Genomic DNA, 26,362 nt, shown 5'->3' with positions numbered 1-26,362 from the left:
GTTCCGGGGCCCGCTCGATCAGGCGTCGGCAGCCGGAGCGGCGTCAGCCTTGGGCGCGACGGCCGGGGTGCGACCATTGAGCAGGCGCGCCAGCACGTCCTGCACCACCGGGCTCTTGCCCACCACGCCTTCGATGGCCTTGCCCACGGAGAGCGACTTGGCGAAGGAGTTGAAGAAGTCGCCTTCGCCGCCGACGATCTCGATCTTCGCCTTGCCCAGTGCGGTGGCGAGCACCTCGGCCTGGTCCTTGGCGATGTCCTTGTTGGCGGCGATGGCGGCCATGGCTTCCTCGAAGCTCTTCTCCAGCTGCATGCGGAACTCCTCGTGCTGGCGAGCACTGTCGCTGAGGGCATCGAGGGCACCGAACTTCTTGCCCAGGCCTTCGGCCTCGGCGTTGAGGCGCTGCAGGAGGATTTCCGCTTCCGCCGAACCCAGGTCCTTGGTGGCCTTGGCCTTGGCGGCGCCGAGCTGTTCTTCGCCACGCGCCTGGGCGCCCAGCTTCTCTTCCAGCACCTTGGCTTCGGCCAGGCCGTCCTTTTCCTTGGCTGCGGCGGCGGCTTCCAGCACGCGGGCGTCGGCCAGGCCTTTCTCCTGCTCGCCACGGGCTTCGGCGATCAGCTGCTCGGCACGCACGCGGGCTTCGGCGAGGCCTTCCTTCTCCTTGGCGGCGGCGGTGACTTCCAGCACCCGCGCGTCGGCCAGGCCGGGGGCGGCACGCTCGGCCTCGATGCCTTCGGCCAGGCGCTTCTTCGCCTCGGCCTGCTTGGCAGCGGCTTCCAGCTCGGCCTGGGCCAGGTTGTTGATTTCCACGGCCTTGTGCTTGGAGCGGGTCTCGTCGGCCTCGGCCTGCTTGACCTGGCGCACCAGTTCCTGCTCGGCCTCGGCCTGCGCCTGGAGCACGATGACCTGCTTGGCACGCTCGGCCTCGGAGATCTCACGCACTTCCTTGATGCGCTCCTCTTCCTGGGCCACGGTCTTCTCGACGGCGACGCGGTCGCGGATCACGTTGGCGATATTCTTGCGCTGTTCTTCCAGCGCCTTTTCCTTCTCGATGCGCTGCAGCTCGACCTCGCGCTCGCGGGCGACCACTTCCAGGTCCTTGGCGCGGGTGACCTTCTCCACCTCGATGACCACGGCGCGCTGGCGGTTCTGCTGGGCCACTTCCACTTCGCGCTGGTGGTTCTCGACGCGCACGTCGATCTCCTGCTGCGCCTGGATGCGCGCCTGCTCGGCCTTGAGGCGCTCCTCTTCCTTGACCTTGGCGGTCTCGGCTTCCTCGCGGGCGCGGATGGTCTCGATCTCGCGCTTCTGACGGGCTTCGGCGTCGGCCTGCTGGCGTTCCAGCGCCAGGGCGGCTTCACGGGTCTCGACGTTCTTCTTCTGGATCGCCAGCTCCTGGTTGCGCTCCAGCTCGTTGGTGATGACGTTCTGCGCGGCGGTCAGCTCGGTGATCTTGCGGATGCCTTCGGCGTCGAGGATGTTGCTCGGGTCGAGGGAGTTCTTCGCGGTCTGCTCCAGGTAGTCGATGGCGACGTCTTCGAGCACGTAGCCGTTCAGGTCGTTGCCGATCACCTCGATGATGCGGTCGCGGAAGTCCTGGCGGTTCTCGAACAGCTGGACGAAGTCGAACTGCTTGCCGACGGTCTTCAGCGCTTCGGAGAACTTGGCGTTGAACAGCTCGTTCACCGCGGCGCGGTCGGAGGCACGCTCGACGCCGATGGCCTTGGCCACCTTGAGCACGTCTTCCTGGGTTTCATTGACGCGCAGGTAGAAGGCGACGGTGATGTCGGCGCGCATGTTGTCGCGGCAGATCAGCCCGTCCTTGGCGCGGCGATCGACTTCCAGGGTGATCAGCGAGATGCGCATGAACTCCTTGAGGTGGATGACCGGGTACACCAGGGCGCCGGTGAAGTGCACCTTGGGCGTGGAGGACATGTCGTTGACGATCAGCGCGGTGCCCTGCGGGACCTTGATGTAGAAGGCCTTGAACAGGGCCAGGATGCCGACCACGAACAGGACGACGAGTCCGAGCACGGTCAGGAAGGGCATCACCCACTCGATGTTGTTCATTTGCAATCACTCTCCTTTGATGCTGAGGCGCACCGGGTCAGATGCCCCGGAATTCGTCCTCGGTGATGACCCGATAGGCGTGCTGCGCCTCCAGGTATTCCAGTAATACGACGCGGTCGCCGCGCTTGAGCCCGAGGGCTTCGTCGGCACGGACCTTGAGGATCAGCCCGGCGCCACCGTCTTCGAGCACGGCTTCGCCATGCTCCAGGGTGACCCGGCCGCTGCGCACCATGGCGGTCTGGCCGAGCACGCTCTTGCTGGTGACGGCCTCCGCCTTGTGGAACAGCGGCCGCAGCGGGCTGCAGATGAGCGCCGCCACGGGCAGCGACAGGCCCAGCGCGACCACGGCCACGACCAGGCCCAGCGGGTAGCGCAGGAGGCCCAGGGGCAGGTGGCTGAGGACCAGGAGTTCGGCGAAATAGCTGAGGAACCAGGAGCCGGCGAACAGCAGGCTGAGCACCAGGGTGACCGGCACGCCATTGAGCTTGAGCTTCGACAGCAGGGCCGCGACGCCATCGCCGGCGAGCAGCGAGTCGGCCTCGACGTCCAGCAGGTCGACCTCGACCAGGCCGAGCGCGACGATCGCCCAGTAGACGATGGCCAGGCACAGCAGGAAGCTGAACAGCACGGTGGGGAACGACAGTGCGGTCTGCAGGAAGATTTCCATCGCTTTCCTATCCCTGAAAAGGCTGGGGCGGGGCCGAGCGGCTCCGCCCGTTCAACGGTGGATCAGGACTTGCCCTTGTCCTTCAGGCGCGCCAGCACGCTGTCGGCGCTGGTGCCGTCGGCGACGATGCCGGCTGCGCGCAGCTTGGCATCGAGGTCATCGTCCGGGCTGCTGGTGGCGGCCAGTTCGGCGGCCGCTTCCATCTTCGCCGCACGCTCGGCCTGCTGGCGCTTGATCCGCTCCAGCGATTCGACGGCGGTGTGCAGCTTGGTCTGCGAGCCGCTGTAGCGCTGGGCCACGGCCATCTGCGCCTTTTGCACGCTCTCGGTGGCCTTGACGGTATCGACCTGTTGTTTCAGGTGCTTGATGTTGCCTTCGGCCTGGGTCACGGCCTTGCGCAGCTGGGCCACGCTGGCGGCGAAGCCGGCGGCCTGCTCGCGCTCGACGGCCAGTTCGTTCTCCAGGTTGGCGATCTTCTCCGCCACTTCCTTGGCCAGGGCCTCGTTGCCGCCTTCCAGGGCCTTCAGCGCATAGGCTTCGTACTCGCCGACCTTGGCGGCACACTTGCCGGCACGATCCTCGGCCAGTTTCTGCCGCGCCATGATCTCGGCCAGGGCTTCCTTGGACTTGCGCAGCTCCAGGTCGGCATCGCGGATTTCCTGGTCGAGGATGCGCAGCGCCTGGCTGTCGACAATGGCCTCGCCGGCTTCGTTGACACCGCCGCGCAGGGCGGTGAGCAGCTTGCTCCAAACGTTCATGTGCTTCCTCCAGGTCAGGCCTGAGCCTTCAGGTAGCCTTCGTAGGCTTCGGTGGCGCGGATCACGTTGCTGGCGAGCGTCTCGATCTCGTAGACCACGTTGGACAGGATCGAGGTGGCGCTCAGGGCGCCGAACATGGTGTAGCAACGCTCGCCGCCAGGCAGCGTCTCCAGGCCGATGCTGGACAGCGGGAACAGCTGGCGGCTGAGCAGCACCTCCTCGTTGAAGGCGGCCACGTCGCGCACGTCGCTCTGCGGCCAGAGCAGCGCCTCGACGATGATCTGCTCACCGTGCAGGGCGACGAACAACGGCAGGTCGCCGTACTCGCGCATGGTCACGTGCAGGCTGGGCTCGGCACCTTCGATCAGTTCGATGCCGGCATCGCCACGGGTGAAGAGCTCGGTCGCGGCCAAGGCCTCGCAGAGCGCTCGCGCATTCCAGATCTGAGGCATTTCCATGGCCCCCTCCTTTTCCAGATTGACCGGCCCCGGTTGAGGCTGGCGCAGCTTGCGTTCAACCGCCAGGAGCGCCTGGGCGTTCTCCGGCAGTATCCAGACTTCCTTTTTCACCAGCCCCTGGTCACGCAGGCGCTGGCGGAACAAACGTTGGTAATGGGCGGATGACTTGTTTTCCATGGGACGCAGATTAATCCATCACATGTAAGCTTTCAATCCATCACATGTAATATTTTAGAAGCGCGCCAAACGCGCGCAGGACTATGCCTCGGAGCGGGCCCGAAGGGTTCTGCAAAGGTGGGAAGAGGAGCGGCGGGGCATGAGGACCTGTCCATGGTTTCTGCTGTACGCGTGCCGTGTCGCCCGGGATTAGAACCCCCTCGTCGCGCCTTGGAAAGCGGGGATCGGCCGAAGACCGACCTGTTTCACGAAAAAGCAGCCGGCCGACGGCTGCCCTGAAACGGGGCAATGGTCTAGGCTAGGCGGGTTTTTCCCTGCCCCACGGACGCGCAATGGATACCCTCGCCAAGCCTCTCGCCGGACTGAAAGTCATCGAACTCGGCACCCTGATCGCCGGCCCCTTCGCCTCGCGCCTGTGCGCGGAGTTCGGCGCCGAGGTAATCAAGGTCGAGTCCCCCGACGGCGGCGACCCGCTGCGCAAGTGGCGCAAGCTCTACGAGGGCACCTCGCTCTGGTGGTTCGTGCAGGCGCGCAACAAGAAGTCGCTGACGCTGAACCTCAAGCACCCCGACGGCATCGCCATCCTCAAGCGCCTGCTGGGCGAGGCGGACATCCTCATCGAGAACTTCCGCCCCGGCGTGCTGGAGAAGCTCGGCCTGGGCTGGGACGTGCTCCACGCGTTGAACCCCAGGCTGGTGATGCTGCGCCTCTCCGGCTTCGGCCAGAGCGGCCCGATGAAGGACCAGCCGGGCTTCGGCGCGGTGGGCGAATCCATGGGCGGGCTGCGCTACATCACCGGCTTCGAGGACCGCCCGCCGGTGCGCACCGGCATCTCCATCGGCGACTCCATCGCCGCACTCTGGGGCGTGATCGGCGCGCTCATGGCGCTGCGCCACCGCGAGGTCAACGGCGGCGAAGGCCAGGTCGTGGACGTGGCGCTGTACGAGGCGGTGTTCGCCATGATGGAGAGCATGGTCCCGGAGTTCGACGTGTTCGGCTTCATCCGCGAACGCACCGGCAACATCATGCCCGGCATCACCCCCTCCTCCATCCACACCAGCGCCGACGGCCGCCACGTGCAGATCGGCGCCAACGGCGACGCCATCTTCAAGCGCTTCATGCTCGCCATCGACCGCGAGGACCTGGCCCTCGATCCGACGCTCGCCAGCAACGACGGCCGTGACGCGCGCCGCGACGAACTCTACGGGGTGATCGACCGCTGGGTCGGCTCGCTGCCCCTGGACCAGGTGTTGGCGGTGCTGACCCGTGCCGAGGTGCCGGCCAGCCGCATCTATTCCGCCGAGGACATGTTCACCGACCCGCAGTTCATCGCCCGCGAGATGTTCCTCCAGGCGCGCCTGCCCGACGGCAAGCCGTTCCGCATGCCCGGCATCGTGCCCAAGCTCTCGGCGACCCCGGGCTCGGCCGAATGGGTCGGCCCGGAGCTGGGCGAACACAATGCCGAAGTGCTCGGTGCCCTGGGCTACGACGCCGCACGCATCGACGCCCTGCGCAAGGAAGGCGCCATCTGAGCCGCTTCCCGCGCCTTTCCCCGCCCATGGCCGGCCGCCGCGGATTCCGCTCGCGCCTGAGCGGCCTGCTGCTCGGCGGAGCGCTGCTGGTGGCCGCCGGCGGCTGTGCGGCGGCACCCGACACGCTGATCACCTGGACGGTGCGCGACATGGCGCCGTTCAACATCATGGAAGGCCCGCTCAAGGGCCAGGGCATCGCCGACCGGATGCTCGGCCTGTTGCAGCAGCGACTGCCGCAGTACCGCCACATCAACAGCCGCGTCAACCGCGCTCGTGCCAACCAGATGTTCGCCCGCGACACCCTCACCTGCGACGCGGGCGTGCTGAAGACCCAGGAGCGCGAGCAACTGATGTACTTCTCCATCCCAACCCTCGGTGTGGTGACCAACGGGGTGGTGGTGCGCCGGGAACTGGAGGACGAGATCCAGCCCTACCTGAAGGACGGCAGGATCGACCTGGCGGCCTTTCTCGCCGACCCGCGCCAGCGCCTCGGCGTACTGGTGGAGCGCAGCTACGGGCCGTCGATCGACGCCACGCTGCACGCCACAGCCCCCGAGCGCCTGCTGGTGCACCACGGCAACAACGCCCTGGGCAGCCTGCTGCAGATGCAGCAGCACGGCCGCATCAGCGCCCTGCTCGGCTACTGGCCCGAGGTGCGCTACCTGGCCGAGACCGATGGCGTGGATGTCTCCGACCTGCGCTTCCATCCGGTGCAGGGCATGCCCAGCTACCTGCTCGCCTACGTGGGCTGCTCGAAGACACCCGAAGGCAAGCGGGCCATCGAGGCGATCAACGAGGTGATCCGCGAGCTGCGCGGCGAGGAGCTGATCCAGCTCTACGCCCGCTGGCTGGACGGCCCCACCCGCGAGGCCTACCTGCAGGACGCCAAGGGCTTTTTCGGGAAGGATTGAGCCCGCCCCACCTTGCGCAAGGCCGGCACCTGCGCAAACGCGACATGACGCACATCCTCCCCGCAGCAGGTTGTCCAGTTGCAGGCTTGCTTGTCTCAGCTCAAGGAAAGTTCCTGGCCACGCGGTATCTCTGTAGCCAACGACGGTAGTCATTACGGAGATGATCATGCACGACGAGGAAGCGATGTCCCTTTCCCGCCGCACCCTGCTCGCAGGCGCGGTGGTGCTCGGCGTCACCGGCTCGGTGCTCGGCAGCGGCAAGGCGCTGGCCGGGGCGGAGCCAGCACCGAAGAAGCCGGGCGCGGCCCCGGACCTGTCCAGGCTGGAGCGGGTCAAGGTCGAGCTGGTCGCCCCACCCTTCGTCCACGCCCACGAGGCCCGCGCCAGCGGCTCGCCGAAGGTGGTGGAGTTCACCCTGACCATCGAAGAGAAGACCCTGGTGCTCGACGACGAAGGCACCGAAGTCCACGCCATGACCTTCAACGGCTCGGTGCCCGGCCCGCTGATGGTGGTGCACCAGGACGACTACGTGGAGCTCACCCTGGTCAACCCCGCGACCAACGGCATGGCCCACAACATCGACTTCCACGCCGCCACCGGTGCCCTGGGCGGCGGCGCGCTGACCATCGTCAGCCCCGGCGAGCAGGTGAAGCTGCGCTTCAAGGCCACCCGCGCCGGCGTGTTCGTCTACCACTGCGCACCGGGCGGCGCGATGATCCCCTGGCACGTGGTCTCGGGCATGAACGGCGCGATCATGGTGCTGCCCCGCGACGGCCTGAAGGACCGCGCCGGCAAGGCGCTGAAGTACGACAAGGTGCTCTACGTCGGCGAACAGGACTTCTACGTCCCGCGTGACATGGACGGCAGGTTCAAGCGCTACGCCAGCCCGATGGAGAGCTTCGCCGACACGCTGGGCGTCATGAAGGGGCTGGTCCCCAGCCACATCGTGTTCAACGGCAAGGTGGGCGCCCTGACCGGCAAGAACGCCCTCAAGGCCCGCGTCGGCAAGACGGTGCTGGTCGTCCACTCCCAGGCCAACCGCGACACCCGCCCGCACCTGATCGGCGGCCACGGCGACCACGTCTGGGCCAGCGGCAAGTTCAGCAACCCGCCGGAACAGGACCTGGAGACCTGGTTCATCCCGGGTGGCGCGGCCGGCGCGGCGCTCTACACCTTCCGCCAGCCGGGCCTGTACACCTACCTCAACCACAACCTGATCGAAGGCGTGCTGCTGGGCGCCACCGCGCACTTCCAGGTCGAGGGCGAATGGAACGCCGACCTGATGAGCCAGGTCGAGCCGCCATCGCCGATCAAATGAGCCCGCCGGCCGGCCCGCAAGGGCCGGCCCTCCACCCTGGCCAACGGACGCCGCCGCCATGCACAAGGCCACCCGGATCAGCCTGCCCGCCGCCTTCGCCATCGCGGCGGCGGCCCTTCTCCTCGGTCCACGGCACCCGCCCGAACCGGCACCGGAAACGGTGGCTCTGACGGCCCGTGCCTTCACCTTCCGCCCCGCCGGCGACTACTGGCAGGAGGCACGCGCCATCGACGCCCCCGCCCGACGCGAGCGGCTACAACCCGGCTTCGAGGTGATGAAGTACCAGGTCAGCCAGGCCGAATACGCGCGCTGTGTGGCCGAGGGCGACTGCCTGCCACTGAGCGAAGGGGACAGCCCCCCGTGACGACCTGCCCATCACCGGCGTGAGCCTGCTGGACGCACAGTTCTATGCCGACTGGCTGAGACGCCGCACCGGCCAGCGCTGGCGCCTGCCCAGCGACCTCGAATGGGCCTTCTTCGCCGGCTCGCGCTGGGCCGACGACGCCCTGCTCATCGACGACGACGGCAGCAACCCGGCACGGCGCTGGCTGGCCCGCTACAGCTTCGAGGCCGAGACACGCACCGCCGAATCGGCCCGGCCGCTGGCACGCGGCGGCCATGGGCTCAACGAATTCGGCATCGCCGACCTCGCCGGCAACGTCTGGGAATGGACCGACAGCTGCCACCAGCGCATCAAGCTCGATGCCCGAGGGGCGCAGCTCAGCCGCATCGAGGCCTGCTCGATCCGCATCGCCGAGGGCCGCCACCGCGCGGCGCTCAACGACTTCGTGCGCGACGCGCGCGGCGGTGGCTGCGCCGCCGGGCAGCCGCCGGACAACCTCGGCTTCCGCCTGGTCAGGGACATCCCGTGATCCCCTCAAGACGCAGTGCAAAAGCCCTCAAGCACTGCACCAACGACCTCGATTTGCGGTTCGGTGTATGGCCAGACCTCAAGGACACCAGCCCAAAGACGTTCCGAATGCGTCTGCAAGACGAGCCAGCTTCTCAGCGGCCTTTGCAGAAATAGCGAGAGGCGGCTCTTTGATCATGTAATACAGGTGATCGAGGCGACTCCGGCCTCGCCGTGAGCCAGGTAGTCCAAACAATTTCTCTCCCATTCTCAAGACCTTCTTGAGCCAGAGGATGGTCATCAGGTATGGGGCCGAGCTGCGCATAAGCCTCTGACATCAATGCAGAGACCTCATCCAGAACTTCACACAGATCTGCATGCAGTGTCGGGTTCAGTTGACTCATCTCGCTTTACTCACTGTCCGCTCTCGGCCAGAAGTGGAAGTTTTTGAAGGGTCGCCAAGGCGTTACTGGATTGAGGCCTGAATGTGGCCTGCCATTTCAATAACATTCGATGCGATTGCGCCCGGCACGCTTGGCGCAGTAGAGCGCCTTGTCGCTGCGTGACAGGCTAGCCTCGGCGCTGATATCGGTTGAGTCGAGGCATGCGATGCCGACGCTGACCGCCAAAGTCAGGCGTTCGTCCCCGTGAACCACTGGCGTAATGGCCAGCTCATCTTGGATACGCTGGGCAAAGATTTTGGCCTCGTCGACGCAGGCATTGCTCAATACCACCGCAAACTCTTCGCCACCCATGCGACCGGCAGCATCAGTTCTACGCAGCTGTTTACGGAGCGTGGCTGAGAAATGTTGCAACGCGAGATCTCCTACCGAATGGCCCCAGCGATCATTGATGGCCTTGAAGTGGTCAAGATCGAACATCAATATTACCGCGGGGTAGCCTGCAGAGCGCTGCACCCGCATCAGCTCGCATTCAAGGTGTCGCATGAAATGCCGGCGATTGGATAGTTGTGTTAATGAATCTGTGCTGGCGAGCACCTGCAGCTCGGCTTCTATTAGTTTGCGCTCGGTGATATCGGTGATAATTCCGTGCCAGAGCACGCTACCGTCCGCCAGTTGCCGAGGGCGCGCACCTCCCTGACGCCAGGCAGCGCCCTCACCGGGTAGCAGCACCCGGTATTCCAGGTGCCAAGGCTTGAGATCTCTCGCGGATGCTTCCAGTGAGCTTAGGTAAGCAGCCAAATCGTCTGGGTGGATGATTAGGTGCAGCATGTCGGCGTCTTGCATGAGTTGTTCCGGCGATAGCCGGTAGATATCGAGAGCCCCGGCGCTGACATAAGAAAAGCTGTACTTTCCATGTACGTGCCGCCGAGACTGGAAGACCATTCCGGGAACCTCGTTGGTGAGGTCGGTCAACAGCGCTGCATTAAGCTGTATCTGTTCCGACAGGGTGTACATGGTCGTGACGTCGGTGGTTGTTCCGACCATACGCACCGGTTTGCCGGCGCCGTCACATTCCACCACCTTGCCGCGACTGCAGACCCACTTATAACTACCGTCACGGCAACGTAGCCGGTGCTCAACTTCAAAAACCTCGGTACGACCGTCGATAGCCTCCTGGTATACGGCCAGTACGTAGGCGAAATCGGCAGGATGGATGCGGGTATAGGCCTCCGACACGTCGTTGCCGATCTCGTCGTTGGTGTAGCCCAGCAAAGCCTTCCAACTACTGGAATAATGGACTTCGCCGGTGAGCACGTTGCGATCCCAAACACCGGTTCCGCTAGTCGCGATGGCTAGAGCTTTACGGCGCTCGTTCTCACTCGGGAGCTCCAATTGTGACCGATCCGACTCCTTAAGAAGCAGCACCGCTACGGCCAACTGAGCGAACTCACGCAAACCGTTTTGTTGCTCCGCATTAAGCTCGCGAGGTTGATCATGAAGCAGGTACAGCAGGCCTAGTTGCCCTCCACCAGGCGCCTCCAGAGGGCAGGCGGCGAGAAAACGCAGCGAGGGAAACGTCTTTGTCAGCGGGTGATTACGTAGACGTTCGTCGCTATTGATATCGGGTGCAAGCAGCAACGAATCAACGTGGGCGTCGCTCCGAAGTGGGATGTGAAGGTCTGGCAGTGCGTCCCGCACAATGGGGCCGGCGCCTGCACAAAAGCGTTGGAGATCTTGGTCGCCAGTTGTGAGTAAGACTGCAACGACACCGAAATGCCTCCTGATCATATGAAGCAGGCCGTCGAATCGCGCGTCTCGGGAGCCTTGTGGCGACGTGGATCTGCTGGACAACATTTGGATTTCTCCACACCTTGGGCGGATTATGCTTCCTAGCCTTATCGGCATTGAGTTGCAAGACTTAACAACAATAGCTTTATGCCGCCATGCATTCATTTGTGTCCGATACAACCGTCGAACTCTGCCAGCCATTACCACTCGCCGCGGTGAAATCGACAGCGGACGGACACCTGTAACCTACCGGCTAGCGATGGCTTGAACCCATGTGATTTGACTGAGCTGCTGCTAAAGCGCAAAGGTGCTGCTATTTGGCTGTTTCTATCAATTACGACGGGTATCTATTGGTCGGACGTTGACGACTGCGATTGGCCGCTTCTGCTTTTGGCCGATTTCTGCCACTCACAAGCAGCAGACCCTGTTAGTTAGGCGTTGATGCTCGCATTCACGCCCCCTGTAACGAACGACTGCCACACCCTTGCCCTCCCAGCCCCTCCTCCCTATCCTCCCCGAGCCACGGTAAATCCCGTGGCCGGGTTTGACAGCCCGATGACAAGGCGCGGTGCGCCACAAGGTGCATGCGGAAAACAGCGAATGTTTTTTGCAGGCACGAGCATGCATGCAGTTTTCAACTGCATTGCTTTATGGCGGATCGCGCGGGGAGACCCTCGTGGTCTGCCGGTCTCTTGTCCCGGTCTGTCAACCCCGTGCGATTCGCCACCCTTCGAATGACAGCGAAGGATGGCGGAGTGGTCCACCGGACAAGGAACCTATGCCATGAAAAACGCATTCACCCCTCTCGTTTTCTATCACCACCACCAACGCCTGCGCGCCGTGATGGTCGACAACCAGCCCTGGTTCGTCGCCCATGATTTCGCGCAGTTGATCGGCCTGGCCGATGCCCTCCCACTGCTCCCGGCCCTGGAGCCTCACCAGCAGCAAACCCTCGCCCTCATCTACACCGACGGCTTCCATGAAGAGGTGGTGGTGATCAGCGATATCGGCGCCTACCGGGCGCTGTTCCAGTTCGGCACGCCCAGGCACGGCAACGTGGGCCGCTGGGTGAACGAGGTGCTGGTGCCGACGCTGCATGACTATCACCGCACGCCCGATGCGGCTCCCACGCGTGAGACGCTGATCTACGAGGGCCGGCAGTTGGGCGTGGTGCGTTGGCAGGGTGAGCTGTGGGTGGCCTGGCGGGATTTGCCGCTGTTCATGGCCGGCGGCCAGGAGGTGTCGGTATGAGCCAGGAGGTTGCGGAACGCCGGCTGCGGCAGTTGGTGGATCGGATGGAGTCGCGGTTGAACACCGTGCATGTGATCGCCGAGATCATCCGGGACAACGCGGGCCTGCGCGAGGGCATCCCCGGGCCCTACCTGGATGAGGTCGGCGAAGGGGCCTTGATGGATGCGATGGTGGACCTGTGCCGCAGCAACCAGCAGGAGTTCTGGCAGTTGATGAAGCTGGAGCAGCTGGCGTTGTGGAAGAGCTGACCTGAGCCGGGCCCCTCTCGGCGTCGGGAGGGGCCTTTGGGGCAACGGGGTTGCCCCTGGGCGATTGAAATCGCCCCTACAGGTGGTTGCGCAGCGTTCTGTTGCGAGGTGAAATCCGCTCGGCTCCATTTCAGGGATGACCCGGCTCTCGTCTTCTACCACGGATGCGTACAACGCCATGCTCAGACTTTTCGCCGTATTGGCGGCCACGCTTGCCCTGTCGGGATGCTCGTTTCAGGTTGAGATGGTCCTGTTCAACAACAGCGATGCGCGCATCCAGGTCTGCAACCTGAACTACACAGTGCCGATCTGCAAAATCATCGAGCCGAAGTCGTCCCTGAAAATCCTGCTGACCGGCGACAAGCTGAGCCCATCCATCATCTACAGCATCAAGGGATCGGGCGAGGAAAGAACCTACAGGTTCGATTTCGAGCCCTACCCGGCGCAGGCCTCTGAAATCTACTGCCAAGGGTTCCCCATGAAGAGGTGCGATATCCCCCTTCAATACGAGCCCGACGGTTTGTTGTATTGGGCGGGAAAGGACCAGACGCTTCCTGTCGAGCGCTTCCCCGCACAGCCACCGGGCTTTCCGGTTTCACCGGACAAGTGACGAGGAGCCGTACTACCTGCCGTTGGGTCATCTAGCCGACGTTCCTGCTCCATACGAGGCGAGCCCGTGCCCGGCCGTTGCCGGGAATCAACTCCGTGCCGGCCACCGGCGCTCTCAATAACGAATGATGGGCTGTAGCGGATGAGGAGAGGCGCTGCACCTGTAATTACCCCGCGACCGATTGCCGCGCTCTGCGCAGGGCGCACCTGCGAACCGCCAGGAACCACGCGCTCTGTGGGCCAGACGGCCATCAAGACCCATCTGATATGGTTTTTGCCCCATCACCTGAATCTGTTTCCAGTATCAGCCTCTCCCTATAGTCCGCCTCGCCGTCATAGCCCAAAAGGCCAGCATCATGAGCGAGATGATTCCCGTCAGGCAGGTAGAGGTCGTCCAACCGAGTCGCCCCGCCGCCGCCAGCAAGTCCCTTTACGCCTCCAGTGCCCCCATCCACACCCGCAGTTTCACGGGGCGGTTCCGCAACTTCCGCCTGCTCGGCGCGGGGCTGCTGTGCCTGTTGTTCTTCGGCACCCTCTGGTTCGACTGGGATGGCCGCCAGGCCGTGCTCTGGAGCCTGGAGGACAGCAAGTTCTACATCTTCGGCGCGACCTTCTGGCCGCAGGATTTCATCCTGCTCTCGGGGCTGCTGATCATCTGCGCCTTCGGGCTGTTCTTCATCACGGTGTTCGCCGGTCGCGTCTGGTGCGGCTACAGCTGCCCGCAAAGCGTCTGGACCTGGATGTTCATGTGGGTCGAGCAGCGCACCCAGGGCGACCGCAACCAGCGCATCAAGCTGGCCGCCGCGCCCTGGGGCGTGGAGAAGGTGGCGCGCAACGTCGCCAAGCACGGCCTGTGGCTCGCCATCAGCCTGGCGACGGCGGTGACCTTCGTCGGTTACTTCACCCCGGTGCGCGAACTGGCCACCGAGCTGGTGACCCTTCAGGCCGGCGGCGTCTCGCTGTTCTGGGTGCTGTTCTTCACCGCCGCCACCTATGTGAACGCCGGCTGGATGCGCGAGCAGGTGTGCATCCACATGTGCCCCTACGCCCGCTTCCAGAGCGTGATGTTCGACAAGGACACGCTGATCGTGTCCTACGACGCCGCCCGGGGCGAGTCCCGTGGGGCGCGCAAGAAGGGCAGCGACCCGAAGGCCCAGGGCCTGGGTGATTGCATCGATTGCACGGTGTGCGTGCAGGTCTGCCCCACCGGCATCGACATCCGCGACGGCCTGCAGATCGCCTGCATCGGCTGCGCGGCCTGCGTGGACGCCTGTGATTCGGTGATGGACAAGATGGGCTACGCCCGTGGCCTGGTGGGCTACAGCTCGGAACGCGCCCTGGAGGGCGGCCACACCCACCTGCTGCGGCCGCGCCTGATCGGCTACGCCACGGCCCTGGTGCTGATGATCGGCGCCTTCGGCTGGCTGCTGGCCTCGCGTTCGGAAATCTCCGTGGACGTGATCAAGGACCGTGGCATGTTCCGCGAGAACGCCGCCGGCGAGATCGAGAACATCTACAACCTCAAGCTGATCAACAAGACCCAGCTCAGCCATCGCTACCGCCTGGAGCTGGCCGAGGGCGAGGGCCTGCGCCTGCAGGCACCGGCGGAGGTGAGCATCGAGGCCGGCGAGATCCTCGAGCTGCCGGTCTCGGTGGCGCAGGAAGACGACACCCTGGGCGGCGGCTCCCGCGAGCTGGTGTTCCGCATCACCAGCCTGGACGGCGACACGGCGACCGCCACCGCCGACAGCACCTTCGTCAGCCCGAGGCGCTGAGCATGGACGGCGCAGCTGGCGGCGTCCCGACGCAGCGCTTAGAGTGGGCGGCCCAGGCCGCCCACCCGCAGGACAAGATGAAGCGCTACGAGAAATTCGCCGACGAGATCGCCGAACTGATCCGTACCGGCGTGCTCGCACCGGGGCAGAAGGTGCCCTCGGTGCGGCATGCCAGCCGCACCTACGGCGTCAGCGCCTCCACCGTGTTCCAGGCCTACTACCTGCTGGAGAGCCGTGGCCTGATCATGGCCCGCGCACGCTCCGGCTACTTCGTATGCCAGCACGTGCAGCGCCCGCTGCGCGAGCCCGAGGTGGCCAGCCGCGAGGCCGCCACCACGGAGGTGGACGTCAGCGAGCTGGTGTTCTCGGTGCTCAGCTCCATCAAGGACCCGGACACCGTGCCCTTCGGCTCGGCCTTTCCCAGCCCGGAGCTGTTCCCCCTGCAACGCCTGGCGCGCTCCATGTCCCACGCGGTGCGGGAGATGGACCCGCGCTCCACCGTCGCCGACATGACGCCCGGCAACCACGGCCTGCGCCGGCAGATCGCCCTGCGCTACATGGTCGGCGGCCTGCCGCTGCCCATCGAGGAGCTGGTGATCACCAACGGCGCACTGGAGGCACTCAACCTCTGCCTGCAGGTGGTGACCCGCCCGGGCGACCTGGTGGCCATCGAGTCGCCGGCCTTCTACGCCAGCCTGCAGGTGCTGGAACGGCTCAAGCTGAAGGCGGTGGAGATCCCCGTGCACCCGCGCGAGGGCATCGACCTGGAAGTGCTGGAGCGCAGCCTCGAACAGTTGCCGATCAAGGCCTGCTGGTTCATGAGCAACTTCCACAACCCGCTGGGGGCGAGCCTGGCCGAAGCGCGCAAGCGACGCCTGGCGGAACTGCTCAAGCAATATCAGGTGCCGATGATCGAGGACGACGTCTATGCCGAGCTGTACTTCGGCCAGCAGGCGCCCAAGCCGGTGAAGGCCTTCGACAGCGAGGGCCTGGTGATGCACTGCAGTTCGTTCTCCAAGAGCCTGGCACCGGGTTACCGGGTCGGCTGGGTGGCCGGGGGGCGCTATGCCGGGGAGATCGAGCGGCTGAAGCTGATGACCAGCATTTCCGCCTCCGTCCCGGCCCAGGCGGCCATCGCCGACTACCTGCAGCACGGCGGCTACGACCGCCACCTGCGACGCCTGCGCTACGCCCTGGAAAGCCAGCAGAACGCGATGCTCGCCGCAGTCGCCCGCCATCTGCCGGAGCAGACCCGGGTGAGCCGTCCGGACGGGGGCTATTTCCTCTGGCTGGAATTCCCCGAGCAGGTGGACTCGCTGCGCCTGTTCCAGTTGGCGCTCGCCCAGGGCATCAGCATCGCGCCGGGGCCGATCTTCTCGGCGACCCGGAGCTTCAGCAATTGCGCACGCCTGAACTACGGCCACCCCTGGACGACACGCAGCGAACAGGCGATGGAAACACTCGGACGTATCATCCGCAGCCTCTGAACATGCACCAGGGAAGTGCACGGCGAGTGCAACGAAAGTTGAACTCGTCGTGCCTTCGGCTTTCTATTCGATAGAGCTTCTGGTGAGTTTCCCTATATACTTCCCCGCCCCTCCGAAGTTATCCGGCTTAATTGCGCAAAGGCGCGGTGCGCCTGGCTCTCGGTGGTGTGTGAAAGTCGACCGGGATGGTCGCTGAAGAAAATGGAACGGCCGTCCGGCCCAAGTCCATGACAGGCGAAAGTTGCAGAAGGCCCTCGCGCCTTCCATCGCCGGAAACTCAAGACCCATTATTCAGACCAAGCGGATCAACACGTGACGAAAGACGAACTGCGCGCCGAACTCGAGCGCCAGGAAAAACGTTACAAGGATGTTTACGGCGGCGAAGTGACCACTTACGCCGCGCAGCCCGAACCCGAACGCAAACCCTGGCGCAAGCGCCCCACCTATCAGGACCAGGCCTTCGAGCGGGAAATCCAGAAAATCGAGAAAGAACTCGGCCAGGACAGCTGAAACGATTTCGAACAATGCCCTGCATGGCCCTGATTTACTGGGCTGCGCTACCGTGACGCAGTGGCAACGGGTACCGATCGGCGGTCAGACGCTGGGCGCGGGCCGGTTTTCTGGCATAATTCGCGCCCCCTAACCAGCCTGTCACTAAACCTTCATGTTCGATCTCTTCAGCGGGCTTGATGCCTGGCTGGTGCTGAGCCTGTTGCTCGCCCTGGCATTCGTCCTGACCTTCGAGTTCATCAACGGTTTCCATGACACCGCCAATGCGGTCGCCACGGTCATCTACACCAAGGCCATGTCGCCCTACCGCGCGGTGGTCCTCTCCGGCATCTTCAACTTCCTCGGCGTGCTGCTGGGCGGCGTCGGCGTCGCCTACGCCATCGTCCACCTGCTGCCGGTGGAGCTGCTGATCAACGTCAACACCGGCCACGGCCTGGCCATGGTGTTCTCGCTGCTGGCGGCGGCCATCACCTGGAACCTCGGCACCTGGTACTTCGGTATCCCGGCCTCCAGCTCGCACACCCTGATCGGTTCGATCCTCGGCGTCGGCCTGGCCAACGCGCTGATCAGCGACCTGCCGCTGGGCGAAGGCGTGAACTGGGGCAAGGCCATCGATATCGGCCTGTCGCTGATCTTCTCGCCGGCCGCCGGCTTCATGGTCGCGGCCTTGCTGCTGCTGTCGCTGAAATGGCTGTACCCGGCGTCGAAGATGCACAAGACCCCGGAGACCCGCAAGGAAGTAGACGACAAGAAGCACCCGCCCTTCTGGAACCGCCTGGTACTGGTGCTTTCGGCCATGGCCGTGAGCTTCGTGCACGGCTCCAATGACGGCCAGAAAGGCATCGGCCTGATCATGCTGGTGCTGATCGGCATCGTCCCGGCCAAGTTCGTGCTCGACCTGAACAGCACCACCTACCAGATCGAACGCACCCGTGACGCGGCCACGCACCTGAGCCAGTTCTACCAGCGCCACACCGACACCCTCGGTGAGATGCTGGCCTTGGGCAAGGCCACTCCCAGCGAGATGCCGCAGGCGTTCCGTTGCGATCCCAAGCAGACCGAAGCGACCATCGCCGGGCTGATGACCAACCTCACGGGCGTGGCCAGCTACACCGACATGAGCGAGGAAACCCGCGTCGAGACCCGTCGCTACCTGCTCTGCCTGGACGACACCGCGAAGAAGGTGGGCAAGCTCTCCAACCTGCCGGCGCGCGAGAAGGCGGACCTGGAGAAGCTTCGCAAGGACCTGACCGCCACCACCGAATACGCGCCCTTCTGGGTGATCATCGCGGTGGCCCTGGCCCTCGGCATCGGCACCATGGTCGGCTGGAAGCGCGTGGTACTCACCGTCGGCGAGAAGATCGGCAAGCAGGGCATGAGCTACGCCCAGGGCATGAGCGCGCAGATCACCGCCGCCGCCGCCATCGGCCTGGCCAACATCTACAGCCTGCCGGTGTCCACCACCCACGTGCTGTCATCCGGCGTCGCCGGCACCATGGTCGCCAACAAGAGCGGCCTGCAGGGCGGCACCGTGCGCAACATCCTGCTGGCCTGGGTGCTGACCCTGCCCACCTCCATGGCCCTGGCCGCCGCGCTGTTCTGGATCTCGACCAAGCTGTTCGTCTGATCCTCCAGCCATGAAAAAGGGCGCCTCAGGGCGCCCTTTTTCGTTGCGGTGAGAACCCGGCTAGCGGCGCTTGCCGCCCAAAAGCGAGCCCATCAACCCGCGTACCAGTTGCCGGCCCAGCTGGTTGGCCGCCTGGCGCACGGCGGTCTTCATAGCCTGGCTGGCGAGGCTGCCCAGGAGTTCGCCGGCGGCACCGGCGAACCCCGAATCCGCCTCGGCGGGCCTGGCCTTGCCCTTGGCCTCGGGAGCGGCCGGCGCCTCGGCGGCGCGGGCGCTGAGGATCTCGTAGGCGGACTCGCGGTCGATCGGCTTGTCGTAGCGCCCGGCCTGGGGCGAGGTGCGCACCCGCTCGGCGCGCTCGGCCTCGCTGAGCGGCCCGATGCGCGACTGCGGCGGCGCGATGGCCACGCGCTGCACCATGGCCGGCGTGCCCTTTTCCTCCAGGGTGCTCACCAACGCTTCGCCTATGCCCAGCTCGGTGAGCACGCCGAGGCTGTCGAAGGCCGGGTTGGGACGGAAGCCGTCGGCGACCGCGCGCAGGGATTTCTGCTCCTTGGCGGTGAAGGCGCGCAAGCCGTGCTGGATGCGCAGGCCCAGCTGGGCCAGCACCTCGTCGGGCAGGTCGCCGGGGGACTGGGTGACGAAATAGACGCCGACGCCCTTGGAGCGGATCAGCCTCACTACCTGCTCCAGGCGTTCCTGCAGGGCGCGGGGCGTGTCGTTGAACAGCAGGTGCGCCTCGTCGAAGAACAGCGCCAGTACCGGTTGCTCGGCATCGCCGCGCTCGGGCAGCTGCTCGAACAGCTCGGCCAGCAGCCAGAGCAGGAAGGTGGCGTAGACCTTCGGCGCCTCGTGCACCAGGCGGCTGGCATCGAGCAGGTGGATGCGGCCACGACCGTCGCGGTCGGGGTGGAGGATGTCTTCCAGTTGCAGCGCCGGCTCGCCGAACAGCGCATCGGCGCCCTGCTGCTCCAGGGTCGCCAGGCGCCGCAGCAGCGCCTGGGCGGAGGCACCGGCGAACAGGGCGCGGTCCTCGCCGAGCAGTTCGGGGTGTTCGCGCAGGTGGTTGAGCAGCGCCTTCAGGTCCTTCAGGTCGAGCAGCAGCAGGCCCTCGCGATCGGCCACCTGGAAGGCGGCATAGAGCGCGGCCTGCTGGCTGTCGGTGAGTTCCAGCAGGTTGCCCAGCAGCAGCGGGCCCATTTCGCTGAGGGTGGTGCGCAGCGGGTGGCCGCTCTTGCCGGCGACGTCCCAGAGCGTCACCGGGTAGGCCTTGCTCTGGTGTTCGAGCCAGGGCATCGAGGCGATGCGTTCGGCGATCTTGCCCTGGGGCGCGCCGGCGGCGCCGAGGCCGCACAAGTCGCCCTTGATGTCGGCCGCGAAGACCGCCACGCCCGCATCGCTGAAGGCCTCGGCGAGGCGCTGCAGGGTCACTGTCTTGCCGGTTCCGGTGGCACCCGCGACCAGGCCGTGACGGTTGGCCAGGCGCAACGCCTGGGTGATCGGCTGGCCGGAGGGGTCAGCGCCAAGAATTATCGATCTGGATGCAGGCATCTCGCCATCCTCAAGCTTTACTGGTTCTGTACCGACACAGTGTTCAACGCCGGATCCGTTCATAAAAAACCGGTGGCCCGCCAAGACTGGTACCTGCCTTAATCGGACGCAAGAAAACATGACCAAGAACCTGAAGTTCAGCCACAAGATCCTGCTGGCAGCCTCTCTGGTAGTGATAGCGGCTTTCTCGCTGTTCACGCTCTACAACGACTACCTGCAACGGAATGCGATCCGCGAGGATCTTGAAAGCTACCTCAGGGAAATGGGGGACGTGACCTCCAGCAACATCCAGAACTGGCTCTCGGGCCGCATCCTGCTGGTGGAGAACGTCGCGCAGAACATCGCCCGGCACGCCGAGGCCGAATCCGTGACCTCGCTGCTGGAGCAGAAGGTGCTGGCCTCGACCTTCGCCTTCACCTACCTGGGCAGCTCGGACGGCTCCTTCACCATGCGCCCGGAGAGCGCCATGCCGGAAGGCTACGACCCGCGCACCCGCCCCTGGTACAAGGACGCCATGGCCGCCGGCGCCACCACCCTGACCGAGCCCTACATCGACGCGGCGACCAGCACGCTGATCATGACCATCGCCACGCCCGCCGGGGACAAGGGCGTGGTCGGCGGCGACCTGAGCCTGCAGACGCTGCAGCAGATCGTCAATTCGCTGGACTTCCAGGGCATGGGCTACGCCTTCCTGGTCAGCGAGGACGGCACCATCCTGGTCCACCCCGACAAGGACCTGGTGATGAAGAAGCTGGCGGATCTCTACCCGCAGAACACGCCGCGCATCAGCACCGACTTCTCCGAGGCCGAACTGAATGGCCAGACGCGCATCCTCACCTTCGCCCCGATCAAGGGCCTGCCGACGGTGAAGTGGTACATCGGCCTGTCGATCGACAAGGCCGAGGCATTCTCGATGCTGCGTGAGTTCCGCACCTCGGCGATCATCGTCACCGTCATCGCGGTGGTGATCATCATCGCCCTGCTGGGCATGCTGATCCGCGTGCTGATGCAGCCGCTGCTGCTGATGGGCCGCGCCATGCAGGACATCGCCAAGGGCGAAGGCGACCTGACCCGCCGCCTGGACGTGCACTCCCAGGACGAGTTCGGCGAGCTGGCCCAGTCCTTCAACCAGTTCGTCGAGCGCATCCACTCCTCCATCCGCGAGGTCTCCGCCACCACGCGCCAGGTCAACGAAGTGGCCAAGCTGGTGCTGTCGGCCTCCAACTCGTCGATGAGCAACTCCGACGAGCAGGCCCAGCGCACCAACAGCGTCGCCGCGGCGATCAACGAGCTGGGTGCCGCCGCCCAGGAGATCGCCCGCAACGCCGCCGACGCCTCGCACCAGGCCTCCGATGCGCGCAACCAGTCCGAGGACGGCCGCCAGGTGGTGGAGAAGACCATCGTGGCGATGAGCGACCTGTCCGGGAAGATCCGCGCCTCGTGCGGCAACATCGAGACGCTGAACAGCAAGACGGTGAACATCGGGCAGATCCTCGAGGTCATCAAGGGCATCTCCGAACAGACCAACCTGCTGGCGCTCAACGCCGCCATCGAAGCGGCCCGCGCCGGTGAAGCCGGCCGGGGCTTCGCCGTGGTGGCGGACGAGGTGCGCAACCTCGCCCACCGCACCCAGGAGTCGGCGCAGGAAATCCAGAAGATGATCGAGGAGCTGCAGGTGGGGGCGCGCGAGGCGGTCAACACCATGACCGAGAGCCAGCGCTACAGCGAGGAGAGCGTGACCATCGCCAACCTCGCCGGCGAGCGGCTCTCCAGCGTGACCCAGCGCATCGGCGAGATCGACGGGATGAACCAGTCCGTGGCCACCGCGACCGAGGAACAGACTTCGGTGGTGGAGTCGCTGAACGTGGACATCAACGAGATCAACATGCTCAACCAGGAAGGCGTGGAGAACCTCCAGGCCACCCTGCGCGCCTGCGCCGACCTGGAGCAGCAGGCTGCGCGCCTGAAGCACCTGGTGGACAGCTTCCGTATCTGACCGGATCGCTTGAAAAGAAGAAGGCGCCTGCGGGCGCCTTTTTCATTCGGGAGGATGGCCCTGCCAGGGCTCGGCCCAGCGGGAGCGCTTCGCGCTACGGGGCGTCGCCCTCGTCCCCTGGCGGTTGCGGCTGCTCCTTGCGCACCCGCTCCCACAACTCGGCGGCACCGGGAAAGTCGGTGCCGTTCTCGTCGGTCAGCTCATCGGGGTCGTAGCGGCGCACGCAGCCCTCGCCGAGGGTCGGCGGCGGGCTGGAGGTACCCCGGTTGCGTGGATCGGTCATGCCAGCCTCCCGACGCCGCTAGCGGACGTCCGTTGGGTCAGTCGAACACCACGGTCTTGTTGTCGTGCACCAGCACGCGGTCTTCCAGGTGGTAGCGCAGGCCGCGGGCCAGCACCAGCTTCTCCACGTCCTTGCCGAGGCGCACCAGGTCCTCGATGTTGTCGCGGTGGCTGATGCGCACCACGTCCTGCTCGATGATCGGGCCGGCGTCCAGTTCCTCGGTGACGTAGTGGCAGGTCGCACCGATCAGCTTCACGCCACGCAGGGACGCCTGGTGGTAAGGCTTGGCGCCGATGAACGAGGGCAGGAAGCTGTGGTGGATGTTGATCACCTGGTGGCGGTACTTCTGGCACAGGTCCGGCGGGAGGATCTGCATGTAGCGCGCCAGCACCACGTTGTCGGCCTTGTGCTCGTCGATCAGGCGCGAGACCTGCTCGAAGGCCGGCTGCTTGTTCTTCGGGTCCACCGGGACGTGGAAGTACGGGATGCCGTGCCATTCGACCATGCTGCGCAGGTCGTCGTGGTTGGCGATCACGCAGGGGATCTCGCAATCCAGCTCGCCGCTGTGCCAGCGGTGCAGCAGGTCGGCCAGGCAGTGGGACTCGCGGCTGGCCATCAGCACGACGCGCTTCTTGACGGCGGAGTCGGTGATGCGCCACTCCATGGAGAACTCACGGGCGATGGGCGCGAAGGCCTGGCGGAACCCCTCCAGGTCGAAGGGCAGCGAATCGGCACGAATCTCGTGGCGCATGAAGAACCAGCCACTCTGGGTGTCGGAGTGATGGCTCGCCTCGGTAATCCAGCCGTTATAAGTAGCCAGGAAATTACTGACCTTGGCTACGATGCCAACGCCGTCCGGACAGGCGATCACCAGACGAAATGTGCGCATGGGGGAAACTCCAGATACTTCGCAAAGGCGGCCATTCTATCCACACACCGTGAAAACTTCAGCAGCCCCGTGAACTTCCCGTCGCCCCATGCACCCCATCGGCCCAACTCGGATGACGGCCCGGATGCACGCAAGTTCCAACCTCCGGATCGATCGATTCGGACAGTGCGCATTAATTCAAACAACGGCCTATCCGGAAAATAATCCCGACAAAACTTTTCCCGCTGTTTACTTGTATTAACGCGCTGACTATTATCCCTGACATTCAAGTCACCGCTGCCATCACCATTTTCACCAAGGGACTCAGACATGTCGCTGATCAACGAATACCGCGCTACCGAAGAAGCCATCAAAGAACTGCAAGAGCGCCTGAAGAACCTGTCGCAAGATGACAAGCTGAAGAAAGAGCTGGAGTTCGAAGGCAAACTGCGCACCCTGATGGGCGAATACCAGAAATCCCTGCGCGATATCATCGCCCTGCTCGATCCGGACTCCAAAACTTCCAAGGCACCGCGTGTTGCCGCCAAGACCACTGGCAGCAAACGCGCCCGCAAGGTCAAGCAATACAAGAACCCGCACACCGGCGAAGTTATCGAAACCAAAGGCGGCAACCACAAGACACTGAAAGAGTGGAAAGCCAAGTGGGGCGCCGACACCGTTGAAAGCTGGGCCACCCTGCTGGGCTAATTGCCAACGGTACGAAAAACGCCAGCGAAAGCTGGCGTTTTTTATTGTCCGGAATAACCCCTTCTTGCAAAGGGGCATCCATTCATAGCCGGTAGCGCTGGCGCAACACGGCGGCGTGCTCCGCCCAGGCCTGGAGTATCGCCAACTGGGCGGGCGTGGCGCCCGCACTCAGTTCCTGCACGGCCTGATCGAACGCTGCCAGGGTATTGGGCGCGCCCCGGGCCGGATCAACGAGCCGGTTTCTGCAGAACGCCGTCCATTGGTCCTGTTCCGCGGGTGACAAAGTATCCGGGAAGTTTCGAGCACGGTATCGGAAGAGCAACTCCGGTAAACGCGGATCATCGAATGGCCAGGGTTCACGCGCCAGGCGAAGCGGTTCGGCATTTCGCACTTGCTCGCAGAGTCGCCTGTCGCGATCACCAATAAAACCGTCATAGAGTTGCTGCTCCGGATCTTCGGTTCCGGGAAAGGCCTCCTCCGCGTAAATGGCCGGTAACTTGTCCTGCCATTGCGTGCGCAACTCGGCAAGTTGTCGCGCCGTTTCCTGAATCCCCGCCAAGTCCACTTGCAGGCGCTGCTGGTCCGCCGCCCGCAGGACACTAAGGGGCGCCACTACCGGGCAACGATTGATATGCACGAGTTTCAACGGCACCGGCACTTCACCCTCCGCCAATTCATCGCGCCTTGTATAGAGGCGACGTCGCAGAGTTTCCGCATCGAGGTTCAGCAGCGGCGATACATCCGATAACAGGTCGCAGACTATCAATGCATTGCGGTTCTTCGGATGCCAGGCGAGCGGCAATACCACGGAGAAGTAATGCCGCGCCGCCGAAAAACGACCGGATATATGCACCAGCGGCTGCAACAGGCGGATCTGTTCCTGCACCTTGTGCTTGCTGCGCAACTGGAAGAGGAAGTCATACAACCGTGGCTGGCGATCACGCACCAGGCGGGCCAGGGCGATGGTGGCGCGCACATCGGAGAGGGCGTCGTGGGCCTGGCCGTGGTCGATGCCGTTGGCGGCGGTCAGGCGCTCGAGGCGCAGCGACACGCGCCCTTCCTCGGTCGGCCACTCGATGCCTTCCGGGCGCAGGGCGTAGGCGGTACGCAGGGTGTCGATCAGGTCCCAGCGGCTGTTGCCGCCCTGCCACTCCCGCGCATAGGGGTCGTGGAAGTTGCGGTAGAAGCTGTAGCGGGTCACTTCGTCGTCGAAGCGCAGGGTGTTGTAGCCCGCGCCGCAGGTGCCCGGTCGCGACAGTTCGGCGTGCACGCGGGTAATGAACTCGCCTTCGTCCAACCCCTTATCGCGTAGGGTCTGCGGGAGTATCCCGGTGACCAGGCAGGCGGCCGGGTGGGGAAGGATGTCGTCGCTGGGCCGGCAATAGATGTTCAGCGGCTGCTCGATCTCGTTGAGCGCCTCGTCCGTGCGGATGCCCGCCACCTGGATGGCGCGGTCGCAACGGGGGTTGATGCCGGTGGTTTCGTAGTCGTACCAGAAGATGCTGGAAGTCACGCTGCCTCCTATGGCCAAGGGGCCGGAGTCTATCACCCGGACGGCCGGGGCCGGCGCCCGCCAATTCGTCAAACAGTGACGCAGCCGATTGAATTCGTCCTGCCGAAACCAGAAAATATCGCGCTCGCGCCATGCCCGCCCCGGGCCTGAGCCTCCTGCACCGACTCACAAGGAAGCGACCATGCAAGGCACCCCCGAAAACCCCTATTCCGCCCCCCAGAGCGCCCTGGTCGAAACCATCGACAACGGCGCCCTGAGCGTCGAAGCCGCCCTGGCCCGTGGCTACGACTTCAACATCGGCGATGTGATCAGCGAGTCCTGGCAGCGGGTCAAGGGCTCCAAGGGCATGATCGTCTGCGGCATGATCATCTACGGTGTCGCCAGCCAGGTCCTGGCCACACTGTTCGGCCTGGTCCTGGGCTTCATCGGCGGCATGGCCGGTGAAATCGCCGCCACGGTGCTGTCCTTCATCGGCGGCGTCATCGGCTCCGGCCTCTGCGCCACGATTCTCGGCGGCATCTACCTGCTGGGCATCCGCCAGGCTGCCGGCCAGCCGCTCAACTTCAACGAGCTGTTCAGCAACTTCAACCTGTTCGTGCCGCTGTTCATCCTCAATATCCTGATGGCGGTGCTGATCTACATCGGCTTCCTGCTGCTGCTCATCCCCGGCTTCTACCTGGCCATCGCCTACATGCTCGCCCTGCCCCTGGCGATGGAGCGCAAGCTGTCGCCCTGGGAAGCCCTGGAAGCCTCGCGCAAGGCCATCACCCAGCGCTGGTTCAAGGTCTTCGGCCTGATGCTGGTGCTGTCGCTGATCATGATCCTGAGCATGATCCCGCTGGGCATCGGCCTGATCTGGACCTTCCCGATGTTCATCATCGCGGTCGGCATCCTCTACCGCACCATCTTCGGCGTGCTGCCCCCGCCGCAGTGATCCGCTCAGTGCCGACCCGCCACCGGCGGGTCGGTTGCCTCGCCAAGTGATGCTCCGCTAGCATCGTGC

24 protein-coding genes and 1 pseudogene are annotated in these 26,362 nt (G+C 64.7%); 16 read left to right on the top strand and 9 right to left on the bottom strand.

The window, feature by feature from the left end:
* Window positions 1-18 precede the first annotated feature (18 nt).
* From HSX14_RS07325 to bacA, 4 genes are all read right to left on the bottom strand, one after another.
* Window positions 19-2,070, bottom strand: a complete 2,052-nt coding sequence (locus HSX14_RS07325) for a flotillin family protein (protein ID WP_373874747.1) — start codon at window positions 2,068-2,070, stop codon at window positions 19-21.
* 37 nt (window positions 2,071-2,107) lie between these two features.
* Window positions 2,108-2,737, bottom strand: a complete 630-nt coding sequence (locus tag HSX14_RS07320; protein ID WP_173178725.1) for an OB-fold-containig protein — start codon at window positions 2,735-2,737, stop codon at window positions 2,108-2,110.
* Window positions 2,738-2,799: 62 nt separating this feature from the next.
* Complete coding sequence (locus tag HSX14_RS07315) at window positions 2,800-3,495, bottom strand: PspA/IM30 family protein (RefSeq protein ID WP_173178726.1); 696 nt, start codon at window positions 3,493-3,495, stop codon at window positions 2,800-2,802.
* A 14-nt stretch (window positions 3,496-3,509) separates the two neighbouring features.
* Window positions 3,510-4,130 (bottom strand): biofilm formation regulator BacA, encoded by a 621-nt coding sequence (gene bacA, locus HSX14_RS07310; protein WP_173178727.1) that lies wholly within the window; start codon window positions 4,128-4,130, stop codon window positions 3,510-3,512.
* A gap of 332 nt (window positions 4,131-4,462) precedes the next feature.
* Here bacA and HSX14_RS07305 point away from each other — a divergent pair, with 332 nt between their 5' ends.
* From HSX14_RS07305 to HSX14_RS31135, 5 genes are all read left to right on the top strand, one after another.
* On the top strand, window positions 4,463-5,662 hold the full coding sequence (locus HSX14_RS07305; RefSeq protein WP_173178728.1) for a CaiB/BaiF CoA transferase family protein: 1,200 nt from the start codon (window positions 4,463-4,465) through the stop codon (window positions 5,660-5,662).
* A 26-nt stretch (window positions 5,663-5,688) separates the two neighbouring features.
* A complete protein-coding gene (locus tag HSX14_RS07300) occupies window positions 5,689-6,573 on the top strand; it encodes a TIGR02285 family protein (RefSeq protein ID WP_173178729.1) in 885 nt (294 codons plus the stop codon).
* A 166-nt stretch (window positions 6,574-6,739) separates the two neighbouring features.
* The gene (nirK, locus tag HSX14_RS07295) at window positions 6,740-7,891 is read left to right on the top strand and encodes a copper-containing nitrite reductase (RefSeq protein ID WP_173178730.1); all 1,152 of its coding nucleotides are present in this window, start codon (window positions 6,740-6,742) and stop codon (window positions 7,889-7,891) included.
* 58 nt (window positions 7,892-7,949) lie between these two features.
* On the top strand, window positions 7,950-8,255 hold the full coding sequence (locus HSX14_RS31140) for an SUMF1/EgtB/PvdO family nonheme iron enzyme (RefSeq protein WP_228723553.1): 306 nt from the start codon (window positions 7,950-7,952) through the stop codon (window positions 8,253-8,255).
* A gap of 19 nt (window positions 8,256-8,274) precedes the next feature.
* Window positions 8,275-8,763: an SUMF1/EgtB/PvdO family nonheme iron enzyme gene (locus HSX14_RS31135; RefSeq protein ID WP_230428043.1), complete on the top strand. Its 489-nt coding sequence runs from the start codon at window positions 8,275-8,277 to the stop codon at window positions 8,761-8,763.
* A 478-nt stretch (window positions 8,764-9,241) separates the two neighbouring features.
* Here the strand turns inward: HSX14_RS31135 and HSX14_RS07285 are convergent, their stop codons facing one another.
* A complete protein-coding gene (locus HSX14_RS07285) occupies window positions 9,242-10,999 on the bottom strand; it encodes a sensor domain-containing diguanylate cyclase (RefSeq protein WP_173178731.1) in 1,758 nt (585 codons plus the stop codon).
* A gap of 717 nt (window positions 11,000-11,716) precedes the next feature.
* On the opposite strand from HSX14_RS07285, the gene HSX14_RS07280 reads away from it, so the two are divergent.
* The 7 genes from HSX14_RS07280 to HSX14_RS07250 all read left to right on the top strand — a co-directional run bounded on the left by HSX14_RS07280 (window position 11,717) and on the right by HSX14_RS07250 (window position 18,440).
* Window positions 11,717-12,184, top strand: coding sequence for a BRO-N domain-containing protein (locus HSX14_RS07280; RefSeq protein ID WP_173178732.1), 468 nt, complete (start codon window positions 11,717-11,719; stop codon window positions 12,182-12,184).
* Window positions 12,181-12,432 (top strand): hypothetical protein, encoded by a 252-nt coding sequence (locus HSX14_RS07275; protein ID WP_173178733.1) that lies wholly within the window; start codon window positions 12,181-12,183, stop codon window positions 12,430-12,432. The genes HSX14_RS07280 and HSX14_RS07275 overlap by 4 nt, the downstream gene beginning before the upstream one ends.
* A gap of 178 nt (window positions 12,433-12,610) precedes the next feature.
* Window positions 12,611-13,042: a hypothetical protein gene (locus HSX14_RS07270; RefSeq protein WP_173178734.1), complete on the top strand. Its 432-nt coding sequence runs from the start codon at window positions 12,611-12,613 to the stop codon at window positions 13,040-13,042.
* Between the two features lie 355 nt (window positions 13,043-13,397).
* The gene (ccoG, locus tag HSX14_RS07265; protein WP_173178735.1) at window positions 13,398-14,816 is read left to right on the top strand and encodes a cytochrome c oxidase accessory protein CcoG; all 1,419 of its coding nucleotides are present in this window, start codon (window positions 13,398-13,400) and stop codon (window positions 14,814-14,816) included.
* A gap of 77 nt (window positions 14,817-14,893) precedes the next feature.
* Complete coding sequence (gene mapR / locus HSX14_RS07260) at window positions 14,894-16,303, top strand: GntR family transcriptional regulator MpaR (RefSeq protein ID WP_173178781.1); 1,410 nt, start codon at window positions 14,894-14,896, stop codon at window positions 16,301-16,303.
* Between the two features lie 312 nt (window positions 16,304-16,615).
* Entirely contained in the window at window positions 16,616-16,813 is a 198-nt protein-coding gene (locus HSX14_RS07255; RefSeq protein ID WP_111263385.1) for a hypothetical protein, read from the top strand.
* Between the two features lie 154 nt (window positions 16,814-16,967).
* Window positions 16,968-18,440, top strand: coding sequence for an inorganic phosphate transporter (locus tag HSX14_RS07250; protein WP_173178736.1), 1,473 nt, complete (start codon window positions 16,968-16,970; stop codon window positions 18,438-18,440).
* 60 nt (window positions 18,441-18,500) lie between these two features.
* Here HSX14_RS07250 and HSX14_RS07245 read toward each other — a convergent pair whose 3' ends face one another.
* Window positions 18,501-19,991: a helicase HerA-like domain-containing protein gene (locus HSX14_RS07245; protein ID WP_173178737.1), complete on the bottom strand. Its 1,491-nt coding sequence runs from the start codon at window positions 19,989-19,991 to the stop codon at window positions 18,501-18,503.
* A gap of 118 nt (window positions 19,992-20,109) precedes the next feature.
* Here HSX14_RS07245 and HSX14_RS31555 point away from each other — a divergent pair.
* Window positions 20,110-21,081 (top strand): annotated as a pseudogene (locus tag HSX14_RS31555) (cache domain-containing protein); the annotation flags it as partial.
* 141 nt (window positions 21,082-21,222) lie between these two features.
* Window positions 21,223-21,987 (top strand): methyl-accepting chemotaxis protein, encoded by a 765-nt coding sequence (locus HSX14_RS31550; RefSeq protein WP_371877133.1) that lies wholly within the window; start codon window positions 21,223-21,225, stop codon window positions 21,985-21,987.
* Window positions 21,988-22,081: 94 nt separating this feature from the next.
* Here HSX14_RS31550 and HSX14_RS07235 read toward each other — a convergent pair whose 3' ends face one another.
* Together HSX14_RS07235 and purU are read right to left on the bottom strand one after the other, a co-directional pair.
* Window positions 22,082-22,270, bottom strand: a complete 189-nt coding sequence (locus tag HSX14_RS07235; RefSeq protein ID WP_173178739.1) for a hypothetical protein — start codon at window positions 22,268-22,270, stop codon at window positions 22,082-22,084.
* Window positions 22,271-22,307: 37 nt separating this feature from the next.
* Entirely contained in the window at window positions 22,308-23,159 is an 852-nt protein-coding gene (gene purU / locus HSX14_RS07230; RefSeq protein ID WP_173178740.1) for a formyltetrahydrofolate deformylase, read from the bottom strand.
* Window positions 23,160-23,468: 309 nt separating this feature from the next.
* Here purU and mvaT point away from each other — a divergent pair, with 309 nt between their 5' ends.
* Window positions 23,469-23,846, top strand: coding sequence for a histone-like nucleoid-structuring protein MvaT (mvaT, locus tag HSX14_RS07225; protein WP_111263379.1), 378 nt, complete (start codon window positions 23,469-23,471; stop codon window positions 23,844-23,846).
* Window positions 23,847-23,928: 82 nt separating this feature from the next.
* Here mvaT and sbcB read toward each other — a convergent pair whose 3' ends face one another.
* Window positions 23,929-25,359, bottom strand: a complete 1,431-nt coding sequence (gene sbcB / locus HSX14_RS07220) for an exodeoxyribonuclease I (RefSeq protein ID WP_173178741.1) — start codon at window positions 25,357-25,359, stop codon at window positions 23,929-23,931.
* A 181-nt stretch (window positions 25,360-25,540) separates the two neighbouring features.
* Between sbcB and HSX14_RS07215 the strand changes: the two genes are divergently transcribed.
* The gene (locus HSX14_RS07215; RefSeq protein ID WP_173178742.1) at window positions 25,541-26,293 is read left to right on the top strand and encodes a hypothetical protein; all 753 of its coding nucleotides are present in this window, start codon (window positions 25,541-25,543) and stop codon (window positions 26,291-26,293) included.
* Window positions 26,294-26,362 lie beyond the last annotated feature (69 nt).

This window comes from Pseudomonas tohonis (assembly GCF_012767755.2).
In the GTDB taxonomy this organism is placed as follows: domain Bacteria; phylum Pseudomonadota; class Gammaproteobacteria; order Pseudomonadales; family Pseudomonadaceae; genus Metapseudomonas; species Metapseudomonas tohonis.
This window is presented reverse-complemented; position numbering and strand designations above follow the sequence as displayed.

Coding starts and splice junctions, on each gene's coding strand:
- bacA (WP_173178727.1), bottom strand. CDS start 4,130: ATGGAAAACAAGTCATCCGCCCATTACCAACGTTTGTTCCGCCAGCGC.
- HSX14_RS07275 (WP_173178733.1), top strand. CDS start 12,181: ATGAGCCAGGAGGTTGCGGAACGCCGGCTGCGGCAGTTGGTGGATCGG.
- mapR (WP_173178781.1), top strand. CDS start 14,894: ATGAAGCGCTACGAGAAATTCGCCGACGAGATCGCCGAACTGATCCGT.
- HSX14_RS07280 (WP_173178732.1), top strand. CDS start 11,717: ATGAAAAACGCATTCACCCCTCTCGTTTTCTATCACCACCACCAACGC.
- HSX14_RS07325 (WP_373874747.1), bottom strand. CDS start 2,070: ATGAACAACATCGAGTGGGTGATGCCCTTCCTGACCGTGCTCGGACTC.
- HSX14_RS07305 (WP_173178728.1), top strand. CDS start 4,463: ATGGATACCCTCGCCAAGCCTCTCGCCGGACTGAAAGTCATCGAACTC.
- HSX14_RS07270 (WP_173178734.1), top strand. CDS start 12,611: ATGCTCAGACTTTTCGCCGTATTGGCGGCCACGCTTGCCCTGTCGGGA.
- HSX14_RS07300 (WP_173178729.1), top strand. CDS start 5,689: ATGGCCGGCCGCCGCGGATTCCGCTCGCGCCTGAGCGGCCTGCTGCTC.
- HSX14_RS07245 (WP_173178737.1), bottom strand. CDS start 19,991: ATGCCTGCATCCAGATCGATAATTCTTGGCGCTGACCCCTCCGGCCAG.
- HSX14_RS07250 (WP_173178736.1), top strand. CDS start 16,968: ATGTTCGATCTCTTCAGCGGGCTTGATGCCTGGCTGGTGCTGAGCCTG.
- HSX14_RS31550 (WP_371877133.1), top strand. CDS start 21,223: ATGAGCAACTCCGACGAGCAGGCCCAGCGCACCAACAGCGTCGCCGCG.
- HSX14_RS07235 (WP_173178739.1), bottom strand. CDS start 22,270: ATGACCGATCCACGCAACCGGGGTACCTCCAGCCCGCCGCCGACCCTC.
- HSX14_RS07320 (WP_173178725.1), bottom strand. CDS start 2,737: ATGGAAATCTTCCTGCAGACCGCACTGTCGTTCCCCACCGTGCTGTTC.
- HSX14_RS07215 (WP_173178742.1), top strand. CDS start 25,541: ATGCAAGGCACCCCCGAAAACCCCTATTCCGCCCCCCAGAGCGCCCTG.
- HSX14_RS07285 (WP_173178731.1), bottom strand. CDS start 10,999: ATGTTGTCCAGCAGATCCACGTCGCCACAAGGCTCCCGAGACGCGCGA.
- nirK (WP_173178730.1), top strand. CDS start 6,740: ATGCACGACGAGGAAGCGATGTCCCTTTCCCGCCGCACCCTGCTCGCA.
- ccoG (WP_173178735.1), top strand. CDS start 13,398: ATGAGCGAGATGATTCCCGTCAGGCAGGTAGAGGTCGTCCAACCGAGT.
- purU (WP_173178740.1), bottom strand. CDS start 23,159: ATGCGCACATTTCGTCTGGTGATCGCCTGTCCGGACGGCGTTGGCATC.
- HSX14_RS31140 (WP_228723553.1), top strand. CDS start 7,950: ATGCACAAGGCCACCCGGATCAGCCTGCCCGCCGCCTTCGCCATCGCG.
- mvaT (WP_111263379.1), top strand. CDS start 23,469: ATGTCGCTGATCAACGAATACCGCGCTACCGAAGAAGCCATCAAAGAA.
- HSX14_RS07315 (WP_173178726.1), bottom strand. CDS start 3,495: ATGAACGTTTGGAGCAAGCTGCTCACCGCCCTGCGCGGCGGTGTCAAC.